The organism is Rhizobium azibense, assembly GCF_004342325.1.
GTDB classification, from domain to species: domain Bacteria; phylum Pseudomonadota; class Alphaproteobacteria; order Rhizobiales; family Rhizobiaceae; genus Rhizobium; species Rhizobium etli_B.
In genome coordinates this window covers 169,750-194,235 of the sequence record NZ_SMBJ01000005.1, presented here as the reverse complement: position 1 = coordinate 194,235, position 24,486 = coordinate 169,750, and the positions used below count along the sequence as shown (strand labels likewise).

At 60.7% G+C, this 24,486-nt stretch carries 20 protein-coding genes and 1 other RNA gene; 1 reads left to right on the top strand and 20 read right to left on the bottom strand.

Annotated features, from left to right (window positions below):
- Positions 1 to 7: 7 nt before the first annotated feature.
- The 7 genes from EV130_RS14120 to EV130_RS14090 all read right to left on the bottom strand — a co-directional run bounded on the left by EV130_RS14120 (position 8) and on the right by EV130_RS14090 (position 7,969).
- A complete protein-coding gene (locus EV130_RS14120; protein ID WP_196776280.1) occupies positions 8 to 877 on the bottom strand; it encodes an outer membrane protein assembly factor BamD in 870 nt (289 codons plus the stop codon).
- Between the two features lie 263 nt (positions 878 to 1,140).
- Positions 1,141 to 2,097, bottom strand: coding sequence for a UDP-3-O-acyl-N-acetylglucosamine deacetylase (gene lpxC / locus EV130_RS14115; RefSeq protein WP_074061734.1), 957 nt, complete (start codon positions 2,095 to 2,097; stop codon positions 1,141 to 1,143).
- A 287-nt stretch (positions 2,098 to 2,384) separates the two neighbouring features.
- The gene (gene ftsZ, locus EV130_RS14110) at positions 2,385 to 4,091 is read right to left on the bottom strand and encodes a cell division protein FtsZ (protein WP_132660594.1); all 1,707 of its coding nucleotides are present in this window, start codon (positions 4,089 to 4,091) and stop codon (positions 2,385 to 2,387) included.
- Positions 4,092 to 4,147: 56 nt separating this feature from the next.
- The gene (ftsA, locus tag EV130_RS14105; RefSeq protein ID WP_074061736.1) at positions 4,148 to 5,479 is read right to left on the bottom strand and encodes a cell division protein FtsA; all 1,332 of its coding nucleotides are present in this window, start codon (positions 5,477 to 5,479) and stop codon (positions 4,148 to 4,150) included.
- Positions 5,476 to 6,408 (bottom strand): cell division protein FtsQ/DivIB, encoded by a 933-nt coding sequence (locus EV130_RS14100; RefSeq protein ID WP_132550459.1) that lies wholly within the window; start codon positions 6,406 to 6,408, stop codon positions 5,476 to 5,478. Before EV130_RS14100 ends, ftsA begins: the two co-directional genes overlap by 4 nt.
- Positions 6,396 to 7,322, bottom strand: coding sequence for a D-alanine--D-alanine ligase (locus EV130_RS14095; RefSeq protein ID WP_074061738.1), 927 nt, complete (start codon positions 7,320 to 7,322; stop codon positions 6,396 to 6,398). The genes EV130_RS14100 and EV130_RS14095 overlap by 13 nt, the downstream gene beginning before the upstream one ends.
- Before the next feature lie 251 nt (positions 7,323 to 7,573).
- Positions 7,574 to 7,969 carry an MIP/aquaporin family protein gene (locus tag EV130_RS14090; protein WP_132550461.1) on the bottom strand — a complete coding sequence of 132 codons (396 nt, stop codon included), beginning with the start codon at positions 7,967 to 7,969 and terminating at the stop codon, positions 7,574 to 7,576.
- A gap of 279 nt (positions 7,970 to 8,248) precedes the next feature.
- Between EV130_RS14090 and EV130_RS14085 the strand changes: the two genes are divergently transcribed.
- The gene (locus EV130_RS14085) at positions 8,249 to 9,553 is read left to right on the top strand and encodes an MFS transporter (protein ID WP_074061740.1); all 1,305 of its coding nucleotides are present in this window, start codon (positions 8,249 to 8,251) and stop codon (positions 9,551 to 9,553) included.
- Between the two features lie 90 nt (positions 9,554 to 9,643).
- Here the strand turns inward: EV130_RS14085 and murB are convergent, their stop codons facing one another.
- From murB to rnpB, 13 genes are all read right to left on the bottom strand, one after another.
- The gene (gene murB, locus EV130_RS14080; RefSeq protein WP_074061741.1) at positions 9,644 to 10,618 is read right to left on the bottom strand and encodes a UDP-N-acetylmuramate dehydrogenase; all 975 of its coding nucleotides are present in this window, start codon (positions 10,616 to 10,618) and stop codon (positions 9,644 to 9,646) included.
- A complete protein-coding gene (gene murC, locus EV130_RS14075; RefSeq protein WP_074061742.1) occupies positions 10,615 to 12,030 on the bottom strand; it encodes a UDP-N-acetylmuramate--L-alanine ligase in 1,416 nt (471 codons plus the stop codon). The genes murB and murC overlap by 4 nt, the downstream gene beginning before the upstream one ends.
- Positions 12,027 to 13,151: an undecaprenyldiphospho-muramoylpentapeptide beta-N-acetylglucosaminyltransferase gene (gene murG / locus EV130_RS14070; protein WP_074061743.1), complete on the bottom strand. Its 1,125-nt coding sequence runs from the start codon at positions 13,149 to 13,151 to the stop codon at positions 12,027 to 12,029. The genes murC and murG overlap by 4 nt, the downstream gene beginning before the upstream one ends.
- A gap of 191 nt (positions 13,152 to 13,342) precedes the next feature.
- Positions 13,343 to 14,497: a putative lipid II flippase FtsW gene (gene ftsW, locus EV130_RS14065; RefSeq protein WP_074061744.1), complete on the bottom strand. Its 1,155-nt coding sequence runs from the start codon at positions 14,495 to 14,497 to the stop codon at positions 13,343 to 13,345.
- Position 14,498: 1 nt separating this feature from the next.
- The gene (gene murD / locus EV130_RS14060) at positions 14,499 to 15,911 is read right to left on the bottom strand and encodes a UDP-N-acetylmuramoyl-L-alanine--D-glutamate ligase (protein ID WP_132550463.1); all 1,413 of its coding nucleotides are present in this window, start codon (positions 15,909 to 15,911) and stop codon (positions 14,499 to 14,501) included.
- A 7-nt stretch (positions 15,912 to 15,918) separates the two neighbouring features.
- Positions 15,919 to 17,019: a phospho-N-acetylmuramoyl-pentapeptide-transferase gene (gene mraY / locus EV130_RS14055; RefSeq protein WP_074061746.1), complete on the bottom strand. Its 1,101-nt coding sequence runs from the start codon at positions 17,017 to 17,019 to the stop codon at positions 15,919 to 15,921.
- 22 nt (positions 17,020 to 17,041) lie between these two features.
- Positions 17,042 to 18,475, bottom strand: a complete 1,434-nt coding sequence (locus tag EV130_RS14050; protein WP_132660592.1) for a UDP-N-acetylmuramoylalanyl-D-glutamyl-2,6-diaminopimelate--D-alanyl-D-alanine ligase — start codon at positions 18,473 to 18,475, stop codon at positions 17,042 to 17,044.
- The gene (locus EV130_RS14045) at positions 18,472 to 19,989 is read right to left on the bottom strand and encodes a UDP-N-acetylmuramoyl-L-alanyl-D-glutamate--2,6-diaminopimelate ligase (protein ID WP_207900881.1); all 1,518 of its coding nucleotides are present in this window, start codon (positions 19,987 to 19,989) and stop codon (positions 18,472 to 18,474) included. Before EV130_RS14045 ends, EV130_RS14050 begins: the two co-directional genes overlap by 4 nt.
- A gap of 6 nt (positions 19,990 to 19,995) precedes the next feature.
- A complete protein-coding gene (locus EV130_RS14040; RefSeq protein ID WP_074061749.1) occupies positions 19,996 to 21,747 on the bottom strand; it encodes a peptidoglycan D,D-transpeptidase FtsI family protein in 1,752 nt (583 codons plus the stop codon).
- Between the two features lie 2 nt (positions 21,748 to 21,749).
- Positions 21,750 to 22,190, bottom strand: a complete 441-nt coding sequence (gene ftsL, locus EV130_RS14035) for a cell division protein FtsL (RefSeq protein ID WP_132660588.1) — start codon at positions 22,188 to 22,190, stop codon at positions 21,750 to 21,752.
- A 1-nt stretch (position 22,191) separates the two neighbouring features.
- A complete protein-coding gene (gene rsmH, locus EV130_RS14030; RefSeq protein ID WP_132550474.1) occupies positions 22,192 to 23,217 on the bottom strand; it encodes a 16S rRNA (cytosine(1402)-N(4))-methyltransferase RsmH in 1,026 nt (341 codons plus the stop codon).
- A gap of 14 nt (positions 23,218 to 23,231) precedes the next feature.
- Positions 23,232 to 23,672, bottom strand: a complete 441-nt coding sequence (gene mraZ, locus EV130_RS14025; RefSeq protein WP_028739521.1) for a division/cell wall cluster transcriptional repressor MraZ — start codon at positions 23,670 to 23,672, stop codon at positions 23,232 to 23,234.
- A 414-nt stretch (positions 23,673 to 24,086) separates the two neighbouring features.
- Positions 24,087 to 24,484: RNase P RNA component class A (gene rnpB / locus EV130_RS14020), an RNA gene on the bottom strand.
- Positions 24,485 to 24,486: the final 2 nt, after the last annotated feature.

The window sequence follows — 24,486 nt, the reverse complement described above, 5'->3', positions numbered from 1 at the left end:
TCAGGCCTCACGAGCCGAGCAGCAGCTTCCTGCCGGCTGCCGAAATCCAGGAGCCCTTGTTCTCCCGGGGCTCGGCCCCGCCCGACTGCAGCAGCTTGAAGGAATCGGCGTACCACTGGCTATCCGGATAGTTGTGACCGAGAACAGCGGCTGCCGTCTGGGCCTCCTCGACGATTCCCATCGCAAAATAGGCCTCGACGAGGCGCGCCAGCGCTTCCTCGATCTGATTCGTGTTCGGATACTTCTCAACCACGATACGGAACCGGGAGACGGCTGCAAGATATTCCTTGCGCTCGAGATAATAACGGCCGACCTGCATTTCCTTGCCGGCGAGCTGGTCGCGGGCGTAGCGGATCTTTGCCTGCGCGTCGTCGACATATTCGGAGTCCGGATAATTGTCGATGACGGCCTGCATGGCTTCGATGGTCTTGGAGGACGCCCGCTGATCCTGGGTCACATCTGAGATCTGCTTCGAATAGCTGAGGCCGATCAGATACTGAACATAAGCCGCATCTTCAGACTTCGGATACTGCGCCATATAGCGGTTGCCCGATGCGAGGGCGTCGTCGATCTTGCCCTGGCGGTACTTCACGAAGGTGCTCATCACGAGAGCCTTGCGCGCCCATTCGGAGAACGGGTTTTCGCGGTCGATCGCGTCGAACTTGCGCGCGGCTTCGGCCATGTTGCCGGCCTTCATGTTGGCAAGCGCCTGATTGTAGAGGACGTCCGGCGGATCGTTGCTAAGGCCGAGCTTGGTGATGTCGATGTCAGGGTCCGACTGGCAACCGGAAATCAAGGCGCCTGCGCTCAAAATCACGAGCGATGCGAGCAAAGCGCGCGCTGTCTTCATCATACCTTCAGACCTTGCATAATCCATAGAAGAATCCCAACTGCCGCTACCCTAACCTGCGGCAGCCACACCTCGCCGGCGTTTCTAGCCACAAATGCGTGGCGAGAGCAACGCAATGATGAGCCATTAACGCATTTTTGTGGCAGCAAGCGTCAGAATAGCGAGGTTTTTGACTTTAATCGGGCCTGTTGCTGCTAAGCATATGCTGGACAACAGTTATCGGCTTACGGAAGTACAAAAAAAACCGCCTCCCGAAAGAGGCGGCCCTGGCCTGAATTTGAGTGTGGAGGTCATGCCGACCAGGGGGCGAATCCGGGAGCGTTAACGGCCACGAAATCGCGGGGTGTAACGCGCGGGCGCGCAGCAGAAGTCTCGACAACTTCATAGGCAGTCGGGTCGCTTAGCAGCGCCTTCAAAGCATTGGCATTCATCTTGTGACCACCGCGATAAGAGCGGTAGCAGCCGATGAAGGGAGCGCCGGCAAGCGCCAGGTCACCGACGGCATCGAGCGCCTTGTGACGCACGAACTCATCCTTTGCGTAACGCAAGCCTTCGACGTTTATTACCGTATTGTCGTCGGAGATGACGACGGAATTCTCAAGCGACGAACCGAGTGCATGACCGGAGGCCCAGAGACGCTCCACGTCACGCATGAAGCCAAAGGTGCGTGCGCGCGACAGTTCGGACTTGAAGGTCGCTGCCGTCAGATTTCCTTCCCATTTCTGATGGCCGATCAGCGGGCATTCGAAATCGATCTCGACTTCGAAGCGCGTGCCGTCATATGGACGGAACTCGCTCCAGGAGCCGCCATGCTCGATGCGAACCGGCTTGGTGATGCGGATATAGCGGCGCTTCACGCCGAGCGATACGAGGCCAACCTGCTCGATCGCCTCGATAAAGGGGGCCGAACTGCCGTCCATGATCGGCATCTCGGCGCCATGAACCTCGATCACGACATTATCGAGGCCGAGCGCGTAGAGCGCTGCCATCACATGTTCGACCGTCGCAACCGAATGTGCCGGGGAAAAGCCAAGGACGGTGCAGAGATCGGTACTGCCGACCTGAGCGGAGACGGCACGCAGTTCGGTGACGCTGCCGTCGTCATGCATACGATGGAAAACGACGCCGGTATCGACTTCAGCCGGATTGAAAGTAATGGTGACTTCCGCGCCGGAATGAACGCCGGTGCCCGAAAGCGTCACCGGGCGCGAAACCGTCGTCTGGAAGCCAAGCATGCCAATAACCATAAAATTCTGCCTTTATTGAATTTACAGTCCGTAGCGCCAAAAGCACCGAAAAACAAACCGCCAACCTGTTTTGCCCACCGCCGAATTGTCGCCGTGAAGGCGGCAAGGCACGGTCCCTTGACGTCATACATACGTGCGGCCGGGCTCCAAACCAAATCACTGTTCGTTTCGCTTTGTTACGAAACCATCCGTTTGAAATGGTTTAGGAATCATCAACTTATATGACGCTTTGAAACAGCTGCGCCCGGGTCTGTGATCCCGGGCGCATGCGTGGCGATTCTGTGTCTTCAGTTCGACTGACGGCGCAAGAAGGCAGGAATCTCAAGCTGGTCGTCTTCCTGCATCATGCGGGCCTGCGGAACACTGCGGCCCTGATCGTCGAGATTGCCGCGGCGCGGTGCATAAAGGCTCGCCTCGGGCGAAAGCGGACGGCGCTGCTGCGAAGCGGCGGCCGGCGCTGCCGTCATCTCGGGAGCGACTTCCTCTTCGCGGCGGCCGAGCGAATTGGTGATTCGCTTCAGCAGACCCATGGGGCCGCGCTCCTCATGCGCCTGTGCGGCAGCTGGCTGGGCGCGGTGATCGATCTCGGCCTGAACGACGGGCGGGAAGTCCTCGACCTTCGGCATGCGGACCGGCTGCTGCATGGCAGGTTCCTGGCGAACCGGCTGCTGCTGCATGACCGGCTGCGGCGCCGGCTGGCTCATAACGGGTGCCGGCGCCGACTGCATCGGAGTCGGACGAGCGACCGGAGCTTCTTGAGTGGCTGCGAAGATGCGGCTCTGCGGACGGAACGCGTCCTGAGCAACGGGCTGCTGAACCGGAGCTGCAGGGCGCGGAGCCGGGATTTCGAGCTCGCGTTCCATTTCGGCTTCCGCCATGCGGATGGTCTGCGCGATCGGATCGGCCGGCTTGGGTGCCTGCATGACTGGCGCAGGCTGAACTGCGGCCGGTGCGGAAGCAACGGCCGCGGAAGGACGGATAGCCGGCTTGGCGGCAGGCTGGAAGTTTTTGGCAGCGGCTTCGTTCATCGCACGGTCGATACCGGTCGCAACGACGGAGACGCGGATGATGCCTTCGAGCGATTCGTCGAAGGTGGCGCCGAGGATGATGTTGGCATCCGGATCGACTTCTTCGCGGATGCGGGTCGCAGCCTCGTCGACTTCAAAGAGCGTCAGGTCGCGGCCGCCGGTGATGGAGATCAGGAGGCCCTGAGCACCCTTCATCGAAGTCTCGTCGAGCAGCGGGTTGGCAATTGCAGCTTCGGCAGCCTGCATCGCGCGACCCTGGCCGGACGCTTCGCCGGTGCCCATCATCGCGCGGCCCATTTCGCGCATGACCGAGCGCACGTCGGCGAAATCGAGATTGATGAGACCTTCCTTCACCATCAGGTCGGTGATGCAGGCAACACCCGAATAAAGAACCTGGTCGGCCATGGCGAAAGCATCGGCGAAGGTGGTCTTGTCGTTTGCGATGCGGAAGAGGTTCTGGTTCGGAATGACGATCAGCGTATCGACCGACTTCTGCAGTTCCTCGATGCCGGATTCGGCAAGGCGCATGCGGCGACCGCCTTCGAAGTGGAACGGTTTTGTGACTACGCCAACGGTCAGGATGCCCTTGTTGCGTGCTGCCTGCGCGACGACCGGGGCAGCGCCCGTGCCTGTGCCGCCGCCCATGCCGGCGGTGACGAAGCACATATGCGTGCCGTTGAGGTGATCGATGATCTCATCGATGCACTCTTCGGCGGCTGCGCGGCCGACTTCCGGCTGCGAACCGGCACCCAGTCCCTCGGTGACGTTGGCGCCGAGCTGGATGATGCGTTCGGCCTTCGTCATGGTCAGCGCCTGGGCATCCGTATTGGCAACGACGAAGTCGACGCCCTGGAGACCGGCTGAGATCATGTTGTTGACAGCATTGCCGCCGCCGCCGCCGACACCGAACACGGTGATCCGCGGCTTCAGCTCAGTGATATCCGGCTTTTGCAGCTTGATAGTCATAGTACCTGTTCCTTCTCTTTATGGCCGCATCGCCACGCCGGCCAATTCACTCAATTTCAGAAACTTTCCTTCAGCCACTGGCCCATCCGGGCGATGCGGCTGTTATTACCCCCAAGCGACATGAGCAGACCGCTCTGTGACGCGTGTGTTTCCATGTCCGCGACCTGCGGATAGATCATCAGTCCGACCGCCGTCGAAAACGCCGGTCCCTTGGCTGCCGTGGGCAGGCCCGAGACGCCCATCGGCCGGCCGATGCGGACGTTTCGCGCCAGGATGCGCCGCGCCACTTCCGCAAGACCGGTCAACTGACTTGCGCCCCCCGTCAGCACGACGCGCTTTCCGACGATCGGGCTGAAGCCCGAACGCTGTATCCGGTCGCGGATCAATTCCATCGTTTCCTCGATGCGTGCACCGACGATGCGCGAAACGAGCGCGCGTGGCACCTGCGTCGGCTGATCGCGCTCGTCTTCGCCGATCGGCGGGATCGAGATGAGCTCGCGCTCGTCCGAAGAGTTCGAGAATGCCGAAGCGTGAACAACTTTGAGGCGCTCCGCGTCTTCGATGCGGGTCGAAAGGCCGCGCGCCAGATCGGTCGTGACGTGAAGGCCCCCGAGACCGACGGCATCCGTGTGAACGAGCTTGCCTTCGGCAAAGACCGAGATCGTCGTGGCGCCGCCGCCCATATCGATCGCGCAGCAGCCGAGCTCGACCTCATCGTCGACGAGAGCGGCCAGCCCGGAGGCGTAAGGTGTCGCAACGATGCCCTCGACGGAGAGATGGGCGCGATTGACGCTGAGCTCGAGGTTCTTCAACGCGGCTCTTTCGGCGGTTACCACATGCATGTCGACGCCAAGCACATCGCCATACATCGCCAGCGGGTCGCGGATGCCGCGTTCGCCGTCGAGCGAGAAGCCGGTCGCCAGAGAGTGAAGCACGGCGCGATCCTGTCGCAGCGACTGCTGGCAGGCGGCTGCAAGCACCTTCTTTAGATCGTTGAGTTCGACTTCCTGGCCGCCGAGATCGATCGTTGCGGTGTAGATGTCGCTGCCGAGACGACCGGCCGTCAGATTGACAATCAGGCTCTCGACGGTGAGGCCCGCCATACGCTCGGCCGCATCGACGGAAAGTCGAATGACGCCTTCGAGCGCATCGAGATCGGCGATGACGCCGGTCTTGATGCCACGGGAGCGCTGATGGCCGATGCCGATGATTTCGATATCGTGCGTGCGGCCCGGAAGGATCTCGCTCTCTTCGCGCGGCGTCAGGCGGCCGATCATGCAAACGACCTTGGTCGAGCCGATGTCGAGGACCGAAACGATATGCGACCGCTTCGACGACAGCGGCTTCAGGCGCGGCAATCCGAAATGAGACGAACCGAACAAGCTCATATATTCTGCCCCGCCTTCTTCAAATCCTTGGTCCGCTGATCGAGAACGACCTGCCGGCGCGCCATGGCCTCCGGGGTCAGTTGTATCGCGGTCCTGTCCACCAGCCTCAGATCGACGGCTGCGATGTCGCGCGCCAGAAGATCCTGTTCCTTGTTGAGTTTCGACAGCCTGGCGAGCGCCTGATCGACATCCTCGGACGGCAGCTTCACCACCACGCCATTGTCCATGTGCAGGTCCCAGCGGCGGCCGGAGACCCAGACGTAAGCCTTCACGCGCGACGTGATGTCCGGCCACTTCGAAAATTCGCCCTCGAGCGATGCCGCAGCACTTTCTGCATCTCGGCCGACAACGAGGGGCAACGTCGAGAACTTGTTGTCGCGGAGCGGCGCAATGACGCTGCCATTCCTTTCGATCAGCGAAAGCTCCTGCCCGTGCTGCCAGATCGCATAGGCCTGGCGCTCCTTGAGCTTGACCTCGATTGTCTTTGGATAAATCTTCCTGACCTCGACGCTTTCGACCCACGGAAGCTTGACGATCTTGCGGCGCGCAGCATCCACATCGAGGGCCACCAGCGACGTTGTCCCGTCGAGGCCAAGGAGTTCAAAGATTTCGATTTCCGAAGTTTCGGAATTGCCGGAAACCTTCACGTCCTCGATGGCGAAACCGGCAGCCGTCGTCGCCGCCTGCGCGACCGTTTCCGTATGGCCGCCGAGCGACATGCCGTAGAGACCGGTCGCCGCAAAGAATGCGAGTGCAGAAATCGTCCCGGTATGGGCAGGAATGTGGATACGGCCAGTTCCGAGACTGACGAGGAAGCGCACTGCGCGGCGCAGCGGACGCGGAAGAATCATCCGCCCATCGCCCTCGGCAAGAGCAATGCTCGGCTGGCGGCTCGGGCGCCCTATCCTTTTGACCGTCAACGAGAACAAGAGGCGTCCTCCACCATCCAACGCAAGAATTCACCAAAGGAATAACCGGCATGGCCGGCCATTTCGGGCACAAGGGAGGTTGGCGTCATGCCCGGCTGGGTATTCACTTCCAGCCAGATAACTTCACCATCTTCGGAGAACCGGTCGTCGTAACGGAAGTCGGACCGACTGACCCCGCGACAACCAATTGCCTGATGCGCCCTTAATGCCAGTGTTTGTATTTTTTGGTAAATATTCGGTGAAATTTTCGCCGGGATGACGTGTTTTGAGCCGCCCGCGGCATACTTGGCATCATAGTCATAGAAGTTGTGACCCTGCGGCACCACTTCAGTCACACCCAGAGCCTTCTCGCCCATGACACCGCATGTCAACTCGCGGCCATAGACATACCGCTCGACGATGACCTCTTCGCCATAGCGCCACTCCGGCGAACTGATGATCTGCGGCGGATGGGCCTGATCCTCCCGGACGATCACGACACCGAAGCTGGAGCCCTCCCGGACAGGCTTCACGACATAGGGCGGCTTCATCGGATGCTCGACCGGAAAGGCGAAGCGATTGATGACTTCCGATTGCGCGACAGGAACGCCGGCGGCCGCCGCGACCCCCTTGGCCTTGCCCTTGTCCATTGCAAGTGCAGAGGCAAGAACACCGGAATGCGTGTAGGGGATTTCGAGATATTCGAGGATGCCCTGAATGGTGCCATCCTCGCCGAAGGGGCCATGCAGCGCATTGAAGGCGACATCGGGACGAAGTGCTGCCAGCTTCGCTGAAATATCGCGATCGACATCGATCCGCGTAACCTGGAAGCCTTCGCCTTCGAGGGCGTCCGCGCAAGCCGTTCCCGAAGACAGGCTCACTGGCCGCTCCGAGGAGAATCCGCCCATCAGGACAGCGACATGCTTGCGACTCATACGTACCCCCAAAATAAACCTCAGCCTGATTTTCGAGGCTTGCACCAAGCTTGCCCGCGAATCCGCTTCGCCTCAGACATGGGAGCGATATGACAACATTATGGTTAATGAAGTGTTTACTTTTGTTAACCAGGCGCCTTTCGAAAAGGTTTCCACGCTCGAAAAACCCGGCTCAGCCTGCATGTTTCCGACTCCAAATCATGGCCTTGCGGCAGGATGCTGAAGTTCGCTCACAGCATGAAAAAACCTGCCTAGATGACCATGCGGGGACAGACAGCGAAGGCTCCTTCGCTGTCTTTGTCGAGCAGTTCCAGACGCCCGCCAGGCCTAGCTCCGGTGTCAGGCGGCAGCCAGAAGAGCCGAAGTGCTGCCGGACCAAGCCATGAAAAGGAGAGCCTCGGCGTCGAGCGGGCAGAACTGACGGATGTAATCGTCACCGAGATCGAGATCAGGTGGATCGGCGTCAGCGCCAGGCAATCGCAAGAGGCGCAAAGCCAGTTGCTGACGATCAGGAAGAACGGCGTGAAAGCGACTTCATGACCAACGCAGATGTCAGTGAATAGCCGCCAGTGCAGTGCTCGCCATAGCCGTTGGGAGCCTGCCGCTCGCAACGAGATGGAGGAGCGCGCCGCAATGTCGGGCCTCAACGACCATATGGCGAATGTGGGCGTCCCGCCGAATCCGGTCAGCGACCGCAAGGCCGATGGAAACGGGATTGTCTCCCGAACCGAAGTCGCCGATTTGTCTCAATCCCGCCAATTTTAAGGTCGCGCGTCCACGCGGTTGAAGACACCATTGAGGTGTCGCTGCATCGAGATCTCGTCACTTTCTTGCCCATTCGACGTTTGCGCGGAATTAAAATTGCTTTAAGAGCGCTTCTCGACCCTTTCCAAGGGCGCTCTTTGTAAATCCGAAATGGAATAAACATGTCTGACGCGATAGCTCCCGTATCGCCGACCTCCGCTTCATCGAACAGTGCGCAAGTCAATTCGCCGGCGCGCGTTCTGATCGCGAGCCTTGTCGGCACCACGATCGAATTCTTTGATTTTTACGTCTATGCGACGGCAGCCGTCCTGGTCTTCCCGACGCTGTTCTTCCCCAACAACGATCCAACCACCGCCCTTCTGGCTTCCTTTGCCACCTTCTCGATCGCCTTCTTCGCCCGTCCGCTCGGCGCCGTCGTCTTCGGTCATTTCGGCGACAGGGTCGGCCGCAAGACGACGCTGGTCGCCGCCCTGCTGACCATGGGTATTTCCACGGTCGTTATCGGCCTCTTGCCCTCCTACGGATCGATCGGCGTCGCAGCGCCGCTGCTGCTCGCATTGTGCCGATTCGGCCAGGGCTTCGGCCTCGGCGGCGAATGGGGTGGCGCTGTTCTGCTTGCAACCGAGAATGCGCCGGAAGGCAAGCGCAGCTGGTACGGCATGTTCCCGCAACTCGGCGCACCCGTCGGCCTTTTCCTCTCCTCCGGCGTCTTCTGGCTGCTGCTGCAGGTCATCTCGCAGGACGCGCTTTTGAGCTGGGGCTGGCGTGTTCCGTTCATCGCCTCGATCGTCCTGATCGTCATTGGCCTCTGGGTTCGTCTTTCGATCACGGAAACACCGGCCTTCCAAAAGGCAATCGACAAGCATGAACGCGTTGCCGTGCCGGTTGCGGAACTCTTTCTCAAGCACAAGCGCAGCTTGTTCCTCGGCACCTTCGTTGCACTCGCGACCTTTGTGCTCTTCTACATCGGCTCGGCCTATCTGCTGTCCTACAACGTCAAGGTACTGAAAATTCCTTTCCTGGACGCGCTGGAAATCCAGATTGTCGGCTCGGTCGCCTTCGGCATTCTCATTCCCGTCGCCGGCAGGCTCGCTGAAAGATTCGGACGCCGCGAAGTTCTGATCCTTACCACCGTGCTGATCGGTATCTTCTCGTTCTTCCTGCCCGATCTGATGAGCGGCGGCGAAGGCAGCATCGTCGTCTTTGCGATTGTCGCCATGGCACTCATGGGCATGACATACGGCCTTATCGGCACGGCCCTGGCGGCCCCCTTCCCGACCGCAGTGCGCTACACCGGCTCGTCGATCACCTTCAATCTTGCCGGCATCTTCGGCGCCTCGCTCGCCCCCTATATCGCCACGTGGCTGCAGACGAACTACGGGATGCTTTACGTCGGCTACTATCTCGGCCTCGCTGCGGTGATCACGCTGATCTCCATCCTGGCATCCGGCCGCGACGAAGTCTGATCGAGACTGCCTCAAGATAAATCAAAGGCCGCAGCGGTTTTCCCGTCGCGGCCTTTCGGGGCAAGCAACTTGCCGTTCCAGATAAAACGGCTATTCGCCGGTCACACCCTGGAACGGGCGCACCTCGCGGCCCGGCATGAAGACACCGAGGCGCTTGATTTCCCATTCGAGCTTGACGCCGGAATTTTCGAAGACTTCACGGCGAACCTGCTCGCCGAGATATTCGAGATCGTAGCCGGTCGCCTGCCCCATGTTGATCATGAAATTGCAATGAAGCGACGACATCTGTGCGCCGCCGATGACGAGACCCCGGCAGCCCGCTTCGTCGATCAGCTTCCAGGCCGAATGGCCTTGGGGATTCTTGAAGGTCGAACCACCGGTCTTCTCGCGGATCGGCTGCACCGTCTCGCGGTGATTGCGCACCGCATCCATGTCGGCACGGATCTTCGCCCGGTCTTCAGGATAGCCCTCGAAAAGCACGGAGGTGAAGATGAGATCGGGCGAGGCCGTGGAATGACGGTAGGAATATCCCATGTCCGCATTCGAAAGCACGAGCTTGTTGCCCTTGCGGTCGATGGCATTGACCTCGACCAAGCGATCGCAGGTCTCGCTGCCATTGGCGCCGGCGTTCATGCGCGCCGCACCGCCGATGCTGCCCGGGATGCCATAGAAGAAATGAAGGCCGCCGATACCGTTGTCCATCGCCATCGCAGCCACATGCTTGTCCGGGCAGATGGCACCGGCGAGAATGCGATTGTCGCCCGCAAGCTCGACTGCACCGAAACCCTTGGCAGAAAGGCGCAACACGACGCCCGGAATGCCACCGTCGCGCACCAGAATGTTCGAACCGACTCCCACCACCGTCAGCGGCACCTCTTCCGGCAGGATTTTCAGGAATGCGATAAGGTCCGCCTCGTCGTGGGGCTGGAACATCAGCTCGGCAAGACCACCAGCATGGAACCAGGTAACACGGTCCATGGGGGCATCCGGCGTGATACGGCCGCGGATATCCTTCACACCTTCTCCGAGAGACTCGAGAAGCTTTTCCCCATTCACCTGTTTCATGCAGACTTTCCCGAAAGACCTTCCAGTTGCTTGGGCAGGGCGACTGCCCAGTAAGTTATATTCCCAGCCCCTAAGAGAACCACAAAATCGCCGGGCTTTGCAATCTCCGCGACCATTTCAGGCAAAAGCTCCTGGTTGGCAAGGAACCGCGCGTCGCGATGGCCACCCGCTTTGATGCGGGAAACAAGTGCCTCGGAATCCACGCCTTCGATCGGATCTTCGCCCGCGGCATAGACCGGAGCAAGGAAAATGCTGTCGGCATCGTTGAAACAGGAGGCAAACTCTTCGAACAGGCTGGAAAGGCGCGAATACCGATGCGGCTGATGAACAGTGATGACGCGGCCCTTGCAGGCTTCGCGCGCGGCCTTCAGCACCGCCTTGATCTCGACCGGATGATGGCCGTAGTCATCAAAGATCTGCACGCCGTTCCATTCGCCGGTCAGCGTAAAGCGGCGCTTGACACCGCCGAAAGAGGCGAGGCCCTTTGCGATGTCGGCGCTCGAAATGCCGAGGCGGTTGGCGACCGCAATTGCTGCTGTCGCATTCGAAATGTTATGTCGCCCGGGCATCGGCATCACGAGATTGTCGAGCCTGATGACCTGTCCGGTGCGGCGGCGGCGGATTTCGACGTCGAAGATCGACCGGGCACCGTCGATGCGTACGTTCATGAAGCGCACGTCGGCCTGCGGATTTTCACCATATGTAATGACCTTGCGGTCTTCGATGCGGCCGACGAGAGCCTGGACCTCCGGATGATCGAGGCACATGACGCCGAAGCCATAGAACGGCACGTTCTCGACGAACTGCCGGAAGGCGGCGCGCACGGCGTCGAAATTGCCGTAGTGGTCGAGATGTTCCGGATCGATGTTGGTCACCACCGCGACGTCAGCGGGCAGCTTCAGAAATGTGCCGTCCGATTCGTCGGCCTCGACCACCATCCACTCGCCCTCGCCCATGCGTGCATTCGTGCCGTAGGCATTGATGATGCCGCCGTTAATGACGGTCGGATCGAGACCGCCTGCTTCGAGCAGCGTGGCGACGAGCGATGTCGTCGTCGTCTTTCCATGCGTGCCACCGATGGCGATTGCATTGCGGAAGCGCATCAGTTCGGCGAGCATCTCGGCGCGGCGCACGACCGGCAACAGCTTCTCGCGCGCGGCGATAAGCTCCGGATTGTTCTTCTTGATGGCGGTCGAGACGACCACAACTTCACAATCACCCAGGTTTTCCGCCTTGTGACCGACGAAGACTTCGATGCCCTTGGCGCGCAGGCGCTGCACGTTAGCGCTGTCGGCCTGGTCCGATCCCTGCACGCGGTGGCCGAGATTATGCAGCACCTCGGCGATACCGCTCATGCCGATCCCGCCGATGCCGATGAAATGGACGAGGCCGATCGCCTTCGGCATTTTCATGACTGTGTCCCCTTGAATTCTGCAATTGTACGTCCGGCGGCAATAGCCTCAACCATCCCGGCAAGCAAGTTCGCAGCGTCCGGTTTCCCGGCCTGCTTTGCGGCTGCCGCCATCCTGGCGAGCTTTTCCGGGTCGTTCATCACATGAGAAAGGATCGAAGCGATCTTCTCCGACGAGAGTTCCGATTGAGCGATGACCTTTGCGCCACCGGTCGCGGCAAGGGCTGCGGCGTTCGCCGCCTGATCGTGATCAAGTGCATGCGGATAGGGCACAAGCACGGCAGGACGGCCAATGACCGAAATTTCCGAAACCGTCGAGGCGCCCGAGCGGCAGATCACCAGATGCGCATTTGCAAGGCGCTGCGCCATATCGGTGAAGAACGGCGCGATATCCGCCCCGATTTCAAGCCTGGCCACACAGCCGCTCACCATTTCCATGTCTTCGGGGCGTACCTGCTGGGTGATGCGCAACCGCGCACGCAACTCCTCGTCAAGCAGGCTGATTGCTGTCGGCAACGCCTTGGAGAAATATTGCGCCCCCTGGCTGCCGCCGAAGACGACGAGATTGAAAGGTTCTCCGGCATGGGAAGGCTTGTACGGCACCTTCGCCGCTTCGACAATCGCCGGACGCACCGGATTGCCGGTCGTCACGGTCTTCTCGGGATAGGCGCCGCCGTTTTCCGGCAGGAAACCGCCGGCGATCGCCTGCACGCGTTGCGCCAGCGCCTTGTTGGCGCGGCCCATCACGGCGTTCTGTTCGTGGATCATCGACGGCACGCCGAGGCGCGTGGCGGCAAGCAGCGGCGGCACGGTCGGATAGCCGCCGAAACCAACGACGACCGCAGGCTTCAGCCGCTGGATCAGTTTCTTGGCGGCACGCATTCCGCTCCACAGCGTCCATAGCGAACGCGCGACTGCGACCGGGTTCTTCGAGCCGATCGTCGCCGACGGCACCACGTGGATTTCATCCGCGGGGAATTTGCCGGCAAAGCGCTCGGCACGGCTGTCCGTCACGAGATGCACGGAATAACCGCGCGCCTTCAGCTCGTATGCCAAAGCCTCTGCCGGAAACACGTGGCCGCCGGTGCCCCCGGCGGCGAGCAGGATGATACCTTTGCTCATCGGTAGGTCCGCCTTCCAACCAGGGAGCCGCCGCACGTTTGCCTGCCGGCACCTTCTTTCCGTTCTCTTGGGGAGAAGAATGCAGGCCGCAGCTTCTCCGCACCCCTCACCGTCGCAGTGTGAACGCCCCCCCTCCCATCAAGTGGGGAGAGAGCCAAGGTGAGGAGGAATATCGACTGAAAGGGCATATTTTACTCCGCCGGCATTCCGTGCGGCATGCGGAAGAGGCTCCGCTCCTGTGCACGTTTTTCCGGACGATGACGCGTCAGCGCGAGAATGAAACCGGCGGTCACGCAGATCGCGACCATGGACGAACCGCCATAGGAAATCAGCGGCAGCGTCATGCCTTTTGCCGGAAGCAGCTCGAGGTTGACGCCGATATTGATGATCGACTGGATGCCCATCTGGAGCACGAGTCCGGCGACGGCAAACCGGTTGAAGTCGTTCTTCTCCTTATATGCGTGCGATAGCCCCCTCAAAACAAGGAGGGTGAAGAGCAGAACGAGCGCGATACAGAAGATGATGCCGAATTCCTCGGCGGCGACCGAGAAGATGAAGTCGGTATGCGCGTCCGGGATAATGCGCTTGACGATGCCCTCGCCTGGTCCTTTCCCAAACCAGTCGCCGCGGATGATGGCCTCGCGCGCAGTGTCGATCTGGAACGTGTCGCCCTCGCCGGTCATGAACTTGTCAATTCGTCCCGCCACGTGGGGGAAGACGTAGTAGGCGCTGAGCAGCCCGCCCGCCCCGCCGGCGCCGAGCAGGATGATCCATATCCAGGGCATGCCCGCCATGAAGAACATGCCGCCCCACACCGCCGTCGTCAGGATCGTCTGGCCAAGGTCAGGTTGGGCGACGAGCAGCGCCGCGACCATCCCGAAGAGGATGATCGCAAAGAGGTTGCCCGGGATTTCCGGCTGACGGGCATGCTCGGCAAAGAGCCAAGCACAGACGACGACGAAGGCGGGCTTCATGAATTCCGACGGCTGGACCGAGATGCCGGCTAGCGTCACCCAGCGTCGGGAGCCTTTGACCTCAATGCCGAAGAAAAGTGCCATGACCATCATGGCGAGTGAAATGACAAGCAAAAGGATGGCGGTCCGTCGCACCTGCCGCGGCGTCAGAAACGAAAGCCCGATCATGACGGCGATCGAGGGGATCATGAACGCTGCATGGCGCTTCACGAAATGGAACGGCTCGAGCCCGATGCGCTCGGCAACCGCGGGCGAGGCCGCAAAGGAGAGCATGAAGCCGACGCCCATCAGGAAGATGAACATCGCGAGAAAAAAGCGGTCGATAGTCCAAAACCAATCGGCCAAAGGCCCACGTTCCGCACGGCTCACCATGTCATTTATCTCCTGTTGCCGAACCGACCAGCATAGTCACTCCGTCGAGCGCTGCCACATGGCTGACAAATGCATCGCCCCTGACTTCGAAGTTCTTGTACTGGTCGAAGCTTGCGCAAGCCGGGGATAACATCACCGCGCACGGACCAGCGTCATCTTTTTCCGCATCGGCTGCGGCATGGGCAACGGCGCCCTCCAGCGTCCCCGAAATCTCGTAGGGCACCGCCTCGCCGAGCGTCGCGGCGAATTCCGCCGCCGCTTCGCCGATCAGATAGGCCTTGGCGATGCGCGGGAAGAACGGCGCAAGCGTCGTGATGCCTCCCGCCTTCGGCAGGCCGCCGGCGATCCAGTAGATTCGATCGTAGCTGGAAAGTGCGGGCGCTGCGGCGTCTGCGTTCGTCGCCTTCGAATCGTTGACGAAGACGACGTGGCCGCGTGTTCCGACCGGCTGCATGCGATGTTTGAGGCCGGGGAAGGAGGCAAGGCCGGTGCGAATGTCTTCGGCCGAAAGGCCGACGGCAAGGCAGGCGGCGACCGCCGCAGCGGCATTCTGCGCATTGTGGCCGCCGCGCAGCGTCTGGATGCCGTCGAGATCGGCAAGCGGCAGAGCCGCAGCGCAAGAAGCCTGTATAAGCTTCGTGCCCTCGGCATAAATTCCATCAGCCAGCCGATGGCGGCGCGAAATGCGCACCACCTTCGTTCCTGCCCGCTCGAGGCGATCAGCGATCATCTCGCCATAACTGTCATCGACGCCAACGATAGCCATGCTGCTGCCGGCGACCAGCCGCTCCTTGATGCCGGCATAGTGCTGGATCGTGCCGTGGCGATCGAGATGATCCGGCGTCAGGTTGAGCATAATGCCAGCAGAGGGATTAAGCGTCGGCGCGAGGTCAATCTGGTAGGAGGAGCACTCGACGACATAGTAGCGTCCGGTCTTCGGCGGATCGAGCGTCAGCACGGCCGTTCCGATATTGCCGCCAAGCTGCGTGTCGCGGCCGCTGGATTTCAGGATATGGGCAATCAGCGCGGTCGTCGTCGACTTGCCGTTCGTGCCTGTGATGGCGATGAAGGGGCAATCGGGGGCATGCGCCCGGCGCTCGCGCACGAAGAGTTCGACATCTCCAACGATATCGACACCGGCGGCGCGGGCGAGATCGACCGTCCAATGAGGTTTCGGATGCGTGAGCGGCACGCCCGGCGACAGAACGAAGAGCGACTGAACACTCCAATCGATGCTTCGCAGGTCCGCGGTATGGATTCCCTCGGCGGCAGCCTTGGTGACGCTGTCGGGATTGTCGTCCCAGGCAGTAACATGGGCGCCGCCCAGAATGAGCGCGCGGGCCGTTGCAAATCCGGACCCTCCAAGGCCGAATAACGCGACCTTCTTTCCCGCGAGCGTCGTGACAGGGATCATGTCCGCCTCACCGCAGCTTGAGGGTGGAAAGGCCAAGCATTGCGAGGCCGACGGCGATGATCCAGAAGCGGATCACCACCTGGCTTTCGGTCCAGCCCTTCTTTTCGAAATGGTGATGGATCGGCGCCATCAAGAATACGCGGCGCCCGGTCATCTTGAAGAAGCCGACCTGGATGATGACCGAGAGCGTTTCTGCAACAAACAGACCGCCGATGATCGCCATGACGATCTCGTGCTTGGTCGCGACCGCAACGGTGCCGATCGTGCCGCCGAGCGCCAGCGAACCCGTATCGCCCATGAAGATTGCGGCGGGCGGCGCGTTGAACCAGAGGAAGCCGAGGCCCGCACCGATGACTGCGCCGAGAACCACGGCAAGTTCGCCCGTGCCGGGCACGAAGTTGATTTGCAGGTAGTTCGCAAATACCGCATTACCGGCAAGATAGGCGATGATACCGAAGGAGGCGGCGGCAATCATCACCGGAACGATCGCAAGACCATCGAGGCCGTCCGTCAAGTTGACGGCGTTACCTGCCGAAACGATCACGAAACCACCGAAGACCACGAACAAGATGCCTAGATTGATCAGGAAATCCTTGAAGAACGGGAATGCGACCGAGGAGCCAAAGGTCGAGCCTGCGGTACCGGAGGCAAGTGCAGTGCGCATCATGAAATAGACGGCGATGCCGGCAATCACGAACTCAATGCCGAGACGCGCCTTGCCCGAGAACCCCTTGTCGCTCTGCTTGGTGACTTTGAGATAGTCGTCGTAGAAGCCGATCGCGCCGAAGCCGAGAGTAACGAGCAATGTCGCGACCACATAGACATTGGAAAGGTCGGCCCACAGAAGCGAGGCGCCGACGATGCCTGCAAGGATCATCAGCCCGCCCATGGTCGGCGTGCCGGCCTTCTTGAAATGCGTCTGCGGCCCGTCGGCGCGGATCGGCTGGCCCTTTCCCTGGCGGATTCGCAGCGAGTTAATGATCATCGGCCCGAAGAGGAAGACGATCAGTGCGGACGTGAAAAGAGAGGCGCCTGTACGGAACGTAATGTATCTGAACAGGTTCAGGAATTTCAGTTGGTCCGACAGTTCGACTAGCCAAATCAGCATTCAGGGCCCCTTGTTTACCCGGTCAAAGTTCGCGTTGCGTGTCTACAAATGGCGCAAACCTGTCAAGGAGCGCAGCGACAATCCTGCCAAAGCCTATCCCCAAGGACGATTTCACCATCAACACGTCGCCAGGCGCGACCGAGTTCAAAACATATTCCATGAGTTCTTCAGTCTTCTCGCGATATTCGACCTGCACGCTGTCGGGAAGCGATTCCTTCAGCGCCAGCATATCCGTGCCCGCAAGCCAGAGATGTTCGATGCCGGCTGCAAGCAGCGGCCCGGAAAGATCGGAATGGACCTTTTTTGCGTATTCGCCCATTTCCAGCATGTCGCCGAGCACGGCGATGCGGCGCCCGCGGCCTGCCGGACCGGTTGTGGAAAGCAGCGCGATCGCCGCGCGCATCGAGGCGGGGTTGGCGTTGTAGCTTTCGTCGATCAGCGTGAAGCTGCCGTTTCCAATCGCCAACTTGTAACGGCGGCCCCTGCCCTTTTCCGGTTGCAGGGTGGCCAGCGCTTCGATCGCCTTGTCGAGGTCGGCGTTGACGAGTGTGACAATTCCGAGAGCAGCCAGCGCATTTTCCGCAATATGCCGCCCGGGTGCTCCGATCGCCACTTCGAACGTGTCGCCGTCGATCGTCAGCCAGAGCGCCGAGCTTTCGTCCGAACCGTTGAATTCCGCAAGGCGGAATTCGGCCTTGGCGTGCTGGCCGAAGGAATGGATGTTCTCGATGCCGAGCGACTGCGCTGTCCGTTCGAGGAAGTTGTACTGGTCGCTGTCGCGGTTGAGCACGACATGCCCGCCGCGCACCAAGCCTTCGAAAACCTCCGCCTTCGCCGCGGCGATTTCCTTGATGCTCTTGAAATTGCCGAGATGGGCTGGAGCGATCGTCGTAACGACGGCCACATGCGGCCGGATCATCTTCACCAGCGGCCGGATTTCGCCCGGGTGGTTCATGCCGACTTCGAAGACACCGAAGTGCGTGTCGAGCGGCATGCGCGCCAGTGTCAGCGGCACGCCCCAATGGTTGTTGAAGGAGGCGACGGAGGCGTGCACCTTGCCGGACGGCGAAAGCACGTGACGAAGCATCTCCTTGGTCGTCGTCTTACCGACAGAGCCCGTCACCGCAACGATCTGTGCGCGCGAGCGTTGGCGCGACGCCACGGCAAGGCGGCCGAGGGCTGCAAGCACATCGTCGACGACGATCATCGGAACAGTCAAGCGGCCAAGTCCCGGAAGGCGGGCTTCGCTGACGACGAGAAGTGCAGCACCGTTTGCCATCGCCATTGAGGCGAAGTCATGACCGTCGACCCGGTCGCCCTTGATGGCGAAGAAGGCTTCGCCGGCATTGATCGAGCGGCTGTCTATGGAAATGCCCGTGATGCCTTCAGGAAGCGTGCCGAACGGGCGGCCCGCCATGGCGGCAATCATGTCATCGGTGGTCCAAAGCCAGTTCACGATTTCAGCTCCTCCAAAGCTTCGCGCACTTCGGCGTGGTCCGAGAACGGCAGCGTCATACTCCCGATGGTCTGCCCTTCTTCATGCCCCTTGCCTGCAACGATGAGTGTGTCGCCGGATTTCAGCATGCCGACGGCCTCGTGGATCGCCTGCGAACGGTCGCCGATTTCGGTGGCGCATGGCGCCGCAGCCATGATCTCGGCCCGGATCGAGGCCGGCTCCTCGGAACGGGGGTTGTCGTCCGTGACGATCACCACATCGGCCAGCCGACAGGCGATCTCGCCCATGATTGGACGCTTGCCCCGGTCGCGGTCGCCGCCGCAACCGAAGACGAGGATCACGCGCCCGGTCGTAAAGGGACGCACGGAATTGAGTACATTTTCCAGCGCATCCGGCTTGTGCGCGTAATCGACATAAGCAAGCGCTCCATCCTTCGTATGGCCGACGAGTTCGAGACGCCCCGAGGCGCCCTGGAGTTTCTCAAGCGCGGCCATCGCGGTCTTGGCCGGAACACCGGTGGACATGGCAAGCGCCGCGGCGACCAGCCCATTGGCGACCTGAAAATCGCCGGCGAGCGGAATATCGACTTCGAAAATCTCGTCACCGCAATGAACTTCGGCGATCTGCTTGTGTCGGAAATGCTCGACCCGCTTCAGTGCAAGATAATCTCCCTTGCGGCCTACGGTCAGGACATCGTGGCCCGCATCCTTTGCCGCCTTGATCGCCTGCTCGGACCAGGCATCGTCGGCGAAAATGACGGCTGGCAACCCCTTCGGCAGCAACGTATCGAAAAGCCGCATCTTGGCGGCCATGTAGCTTTCGACCGTCGGATGATAATCCATGTGATCGCGGCCGAGATTGGTGAAGGCGGCAGCCGAAAGCTTCACGCCGTCCAGACGGCATTGGTCGAGACCGTGGCTCGATGCCTCCATCGAAGCGTGCGTCACCCCCTCGTCAGCGAGGTCGGCCAGCAGCTTGTGCAGCGAAACCGGATCTGGCGTCGTCAACGAACCGTACTCGTTGCGCATCGGGGAAACGACCCCGGTCGTGCCGATCATGGCCGCCGGATGTCCGGCATGGGTCCAGATCTGGCGCGTGAAGGAAGCGACTGAGGTCTTGCCCGCCGTGCCGGTTACGGCGACCATCGTCTGAGGCTGCCTGCCATAGAAATTCGATGCGGCGACGGAGAGAAAGCGGCGCGGTTCCCTGACCGCAAGGACAGGAATGGAAGCCTCGACGGCTTGAGCCGACACGGCAAGGATCGCGCCACGTTTGGCGGCGTCGGCGAGGTAGACCGCGCCGTCGGCCTTCGAGCCGGCCACCGCAAAGAACGCCATTCCGGCCTCAATCTTGCGGCTATCGGCAGAAAGTCCGGAAATCTCCAGCCCGCCCAACGGCCCTTCGAGTTGGTCCTTGATTTCCGGAAACGCGCTTCCGGCTATGTCCCGCAGTTTCATCGAATGTCTTTTCTCTCTCACGCCGCCCACCCCACGCGAATCGGCGCTGATATTCATTCACACTCAATAAGACACCAGCAAGGCCGATCCGTCTTGGCCAAACTGCGGTTCTATGCCGAGGATGGGCGCGGCACGCCGGATGATGTTCTTGACCATTGGCGCAGCCGTGTAAGCAGCGATGTTCTGTCCCTTTTCGCCGTTATGTGGCTCGTCGCAGAAGGTCAGCACGACGTATTGGGGATTGTCGATCGGGAACGCGGCGATGAAAGCGTTGAAATTCAGATCATTCGCGTAACGGCCGTTGACGACCTTGTCGGCCGTGCCCGTCTTGCCGCCAACATTGAAGCCAGGCACGTCGGCGTTGCGTCCCGAACCTTTGAGGCCGTTCAGCTTGAACAGGTAGCGGATTTCGTCGCTGGTGCTCTTCTTGACGACGACCTCGGCCGTCTCGTCGGCCTGGTCACGGGTGCGCGGCAAAAAGGTCGGCTCGATGAGCTTTCCGCCATTGACGAGGGCTGCGCCGGCAACGGCCGTCTGCAGCGGTGTCGTCGAGACGCCATGGCCGAAAGAGATCGTGATCGAGTTGATCTTCTTCCAGACTTTCGGCTGGCTTGGCATCTTCACTTCCGGCAGTTCCGTCCGCATTTTCGTCAGCAGCCCAAAGCGCGTCAGATAGTCCTTCTGCAGGTCCATGCCGACGATGTCGATCATCTTCGCCGTACCGATGTTCGATGAATACTCAAAGATTTCAGGCACTGTCAGCCAGCGGCGCTGACCATGGAAATCGTTGATCGTAAAGCCGCCGATGCGGATCGGGCGGCTTGCATCGAAGCTGTCGTTAATGCTGACCTTGCCGCTGTCGAGCGCCATGGCCGTACTGAAGGTCTTGAAGGTCGAGCCCATTTCGAACGTGCCGTTCGACATGCGGTTCAGCCAGCCTTCCTTGGCGCCTTCTTCCGGATTGTTCGGGTCGAAGTCCGGCGCAGAGGCCATGCCGAGCACTTCGCCGGTGTGAATATTGAGGACGACCGCGCCCGCGCCCTTGGCTTCGTAGTTGGTGACCGCGTTAATCACGACGTCCCGCACGATGTTCTGGACGCGCAGATCGATCGAGAGCTTGACCGGCTCGAGCGGCTGATCGCTGGTCATTCCTACCGATGCCAGGTCGGCAAGGCCCTGGTCGTCGATGTATTTTTCCATGCCCGCGACGCCGCGGTTGTCGATGTTGACGTAACCGAGGATATGCGAGGCCGTCGGACCACCCGGGTAGAAGCGGCGCTTTTCCGGACGGAAACCGATACCGGGAATGCCGAGCGCCAGAATCTGGCTCTGCTGCTTCGGGGTCAGCTGGCGGCGAAGCCACGCAAAGTGCGAACTCTTCACCGAGAGCTTCTTGTAAGTCCCCTTCACGTCGAGATCGGGCAGGACTGTGGCAAGCTTCTCGATCGCCTCATCAGCGTCGACGATCTTGTTCGGTTCGGCAAAAAGGGAAACCGTGCGGATGTCGGTCGCCAGCACTTCACCATTGCGATCGAGGATGTCGGGCCGCGACGCCATCAGGCGATCGGGCGGCAGGATGCTGGAAACGACTTCCGGATCCTTCATGCCATACTCGACCAGGCGGCCGCCGATGACGCCGTAAAGCGCGGTGAACCCGAGGATCAGAAGCCCGACGCGGCTTTTGGCTTGACCGGACTTCTTCTTGCGCGACCCCTCCAGCGGCAAGCTGCCTGACGGGCCACCGAAGCGGTTATAGACGCCAGAGGAGAAATGCGCCTGACTTTTCAGGACCATGATGCGAGAGAGAAACGACATGGCTACTCCACCGAACCGGTTGACATCAGATCTTCTTCTTTGGCCCGCGGTGCCGGAGTAGGGACCGGCTGCGCCTTGGCAGCAACAGCCGTAGCTGCACTTGCACCAGGCTTCTGGCCATTCTTCGCCTCGGTGATTTCCGGAACTGGAACCTGCAATTTCAACATCGGCAATTCGCGCATATGGACGAGCGCTGTGGAGTCCGTCGGCTGCAACTTCAGTTCGCCATTATAGGCATTCACCAGACGCTCCAGCCGGTTCGGCTGCGATTGCAGCGCCCAGTCGGCCTTGAGCAGGTCGATCGTGTCCTTTTCGAGCTTGATCTCGGCTTCGAGGCGACGAACCTCTTCGAGCTTCAGTTCTGCGCGGTGCTTGATCGTATAGGTCACGGTGGCCGCTGCCGTCATGACGCCGATGAGCACAAAGTCGAACGTTCTGAGCATTTCAACCTCCAAGCTTTTCGAGGCTGGCAAGACTGGGCAACCCGAAGATCGACATATCAGCAGTTTCGGCCGGCGCATCGGTACGCATGCCGGCCCGCAGCTTGGCCGAACGCGCCCGCGGATTGGCCTCGGCTTCAGCCTTGCCTGCAGTAATCATGGGTTTGCCGATCGGCTCGAACGTCGCCGCGCGCTCATGTGCAATCGGCAGGTGGCGCGAACCCGACGCCTTGCCCGAGCGGTCGGAGAAGAATTTCTTGACGATGCGGTCTTCCAGCGAATGGAAGGTGACGACCACGAGACGGCCACCGGGCTTTAAGACGCGCTCGGCTGCAAAGAGCGCCTGCCCGAGCTCGCCAAGCTCATCATTGACAAAGATGCGAAGCGCCTGGAAAACACGGGTCGCAGGATGAATCTTGTCCTTCATCTTGCGCGGCGTCACCACCTCGATGAGACCCGCGAGATCGCGCGTCGTTTCGAACGGCTTTTCACTCCGGCGCTTCTCGATGGCATGCGCGATACGAGGCGCCTGATCTTCTTCGCCGAGGAAGTGGAAGATGCGGATGAGCTCGGCAACTTTGGCGCGATTGACGACGTCGGCGGCAGAAACGCCGGAAGCGGACATGCGCATGTCGAGCGGGCCGCTCTTCTGGAAGGAGAAACCGCGTTCAGCCTCATCGATCTGCATCGAGGAAACACCGATGTCGAGCACAACGCCGTCGAGCCCACTTTCAGGCGCATGATCGGCCAGGCTGGAAAATTGCGAACGAGCGAGCTTGAGGCGGCCGCCATAGGCTGCGACCATGTCCTGGCCGGCTGCAATTGCCGTCGGATCCCGATCCAGCGCAATCACATCGGCGCCGGCATCGAGAATGGCCGATGCGTAGCCGCCGGCACCAAACGTTCCATCGAGAATGATTTTGCCGGAAGCCGGCTGAAGCGCCGAAAGCACGTCCGCAAGAAGAACCGGAATGTGGCGAACCGGTCCGCCACCGGCATCAGTTGAACCTCCGCCAGGATTCGCCGCCATTCCGCACCCTCGTTCTATCCGGAACGCCTGCCCGCCAGCCTGCGCTCCCCTCGTGCCTGTATCTGGGCCGCCTGAAATGCCTGCGGCTGCCACAGCTGAAAATGATCCGCCCGACCCACGAAGGCCACCTCGTCCGAGATGCCGGTAAAGTCGCGGATGAAATCCGTGACCATAAGGCGCCCCTCGGCGTCGAGCTTCATGAAGACCCCGCCCCCATGGATAAGAAGCGACATCTCGTTCGCATCCGGCGAAAACGGATCCTCCGCAGCGATCTGCCGCTCGAATCTTTCCAGAAGATCCGGGCCGCCGACGCTGATCGCCGGAAACACAAAGTCCTGGAAGCAATAGAGCTCCTGGACGTTGCGCTGCGCCAGGACGGAGCGAAAGGCCGCAGGCACGGAAACCCTGCCCTTGGAATCGATCCGGTTGGTCGCATTCGAAAGGAAGCGGCTCATGACACGAAACATCCGTTCCCGAAAGGGCCCGGGCAGAATTCAGATGCCCGCATCCCTCAAATTCAGACACAGCTTCGCCAGCCGGATGAACAAGAATCCATCCGGCGCCTCCGGAAAGGAAGACGCCTTGGCTTTGCGATTGACGGGCGATTGATTGCCCTCGTGCAGTGCATTTATGGGATACCATGGGACCATATGGGCGTCAATGGGAAACGCCCGTCTCGCGATGAGCGCAGTATCGAAAATTTATAAGCTGTTAAGTTTAACAAAGGGTTAGGATCGACATCCCGCTCGTCCCAGAAAGCGTCGACGAGAAAACGAACTGCAAAAGACCGCACAGGTGCAATCATGCGCAAGACTTGCGATCCATCAGAGGATTATCGCCGCCGCCGAAATGACATGTCGCAGAAATTAATCGCCAGTTGGCCTGTAAGCCGGGTTCTGTATGGCTCCGGCCGAAACCGGAACGTGGCAGCCATTCCTCTGGGACAGCGTTTGCACGCTGCCTCACGCAACCCACCCGGATGACTGACCCGGAAACCGGCCGGCGGGCTTTCGCCCGCCACGTCATCCCTATTCGGTCTTGCTCCCGGTGGGGTTTACCGTGCCGTCGCCGTTGCCGGAGACGCGGTGGGCTCTTACCCCACCCTTTCACCCTTACCTGCGCAAGCGCAGGCGGTTTGCTTTCTGTGGCACTTTCCCTGAGGTCGCCCTCGCCGGACGTTATCCGGCACCGTATTTCCGTGGAGCCCGGACTTTCCTCACCTTACCGCCTTTCGACATTGGTAAAGCGCGGCTGCCCGGCCAACTGGCA

Coding starts and splice junctions, on each gene's coding strand:
- EV130_RS14120 (WP_196776280.1), bottom strand. CDS start 877: ATGGATTATGCAAGGTCTGAAGGTATGATGAAGACAGCGCGCGCTTTG.
- lpxC (WP_074061734.1), bottom strand. CDS start 2,097: ATGGTTATTGGCATGCTTGGCTTCCAGACGACGGTTTCGCGCCCGGTG.
- ftsZ (WP_132660594.1), bottom strand. CDS start 4,091: ATGACTATCAAGCTGCAAAAGCCGGATATCACTGAGCTGAAGCCGCGG.
- ftsA (WP_074061736.1), bottom strand. CDS start 5,479: ATGAGCTTGTTCGGTTCGTCTCATTTCGGATTGCCGCGCCTGAAGCCG.
- EV130_RS14095 (WP_074061738.1), bottom strand. CDS start 7,322: ATGAGTCGCAAGCATGTCGCTGTCCTGATGGGCGGATTCTCCTCGGAG.
- EV130_RS14085 (WP_074061740.1), top strand. CDS start 8,249: ATGTCTGACGCGATAGCTCCCGTATCGCCGACCTCCGCTTCATCGAAC.
- murB (WP_074061741.1), bottom strand. CDS start 10,618: ATGAAACAGGTGAATGGGGAAAAGCTTCTCGAGTCTCTCGGAGAAGGT.
- murC (WP_074061742.1), bottom strand. CDS start 12,030: ATGAAAATGCCGAAGGCGATCGGCCTCGTCCATTTCATCGGCATCGGC.
- murG (WP_074061743.1), bottom strand. CDS start 13,151: ATGAGCAAAGGTATCATCCTGCTCGCCGCCGGGGGCACCGGCGGCCAC.
- ftsW (WP_074061744.1), bottom strand. CDS start 14,497: ATGGTGAGCCGTGCGGAACGTGGGCCTTTGGCCGATTGGTTTTGGACT.
- murD (WP_132550463.1), bottom strand. CDS start 15,911: ATGATCCCTGTCACGACGCTCGCGGGAAAGAAGGTCGCGTTATTCGGC.
- mraY (WP_074061746.1), bottom strand. CDS start 17,019: ATGCTGATTTGGCTAGTCGAACTGTCGGACCAACTGAAATTCCTGAAC.
- EV130_RS14045 (WP_207900881.1), bottom strand. CDS start 19,989: ATGAATATCAGCGCCGATTCGCGTGGGGTGGGCGGCGTGAGAGAGAAA.
- EV130_RS14040 (WP_074061749.1), bottom strand. CDS start 21,747: ATGTCGTTTCTCTCTCGCATCATGGTCCTGAAAAGTCAGGCGCATTTC.
- ftsL (WP_132660588.1), bottom strand. CDS start 22,190: ATGCTCAGAACGTTCGACTTTGTGCTCATCGGCGTCATGACGGCAGCG.
- rsmH (WP_132550474.1), bottom strand. CDS start 23,217: ATGGCGGCGAATCCTGGCGGAGGTTCAACTGATGCCGGTGGCGGACCG.
- mraZ (WP_028739521.1), bottom strand. CDS start 23,672: ATGAGCCGCTTCCTTTCGAATGCGACCAACCGGATCGATTCCAAGGGC.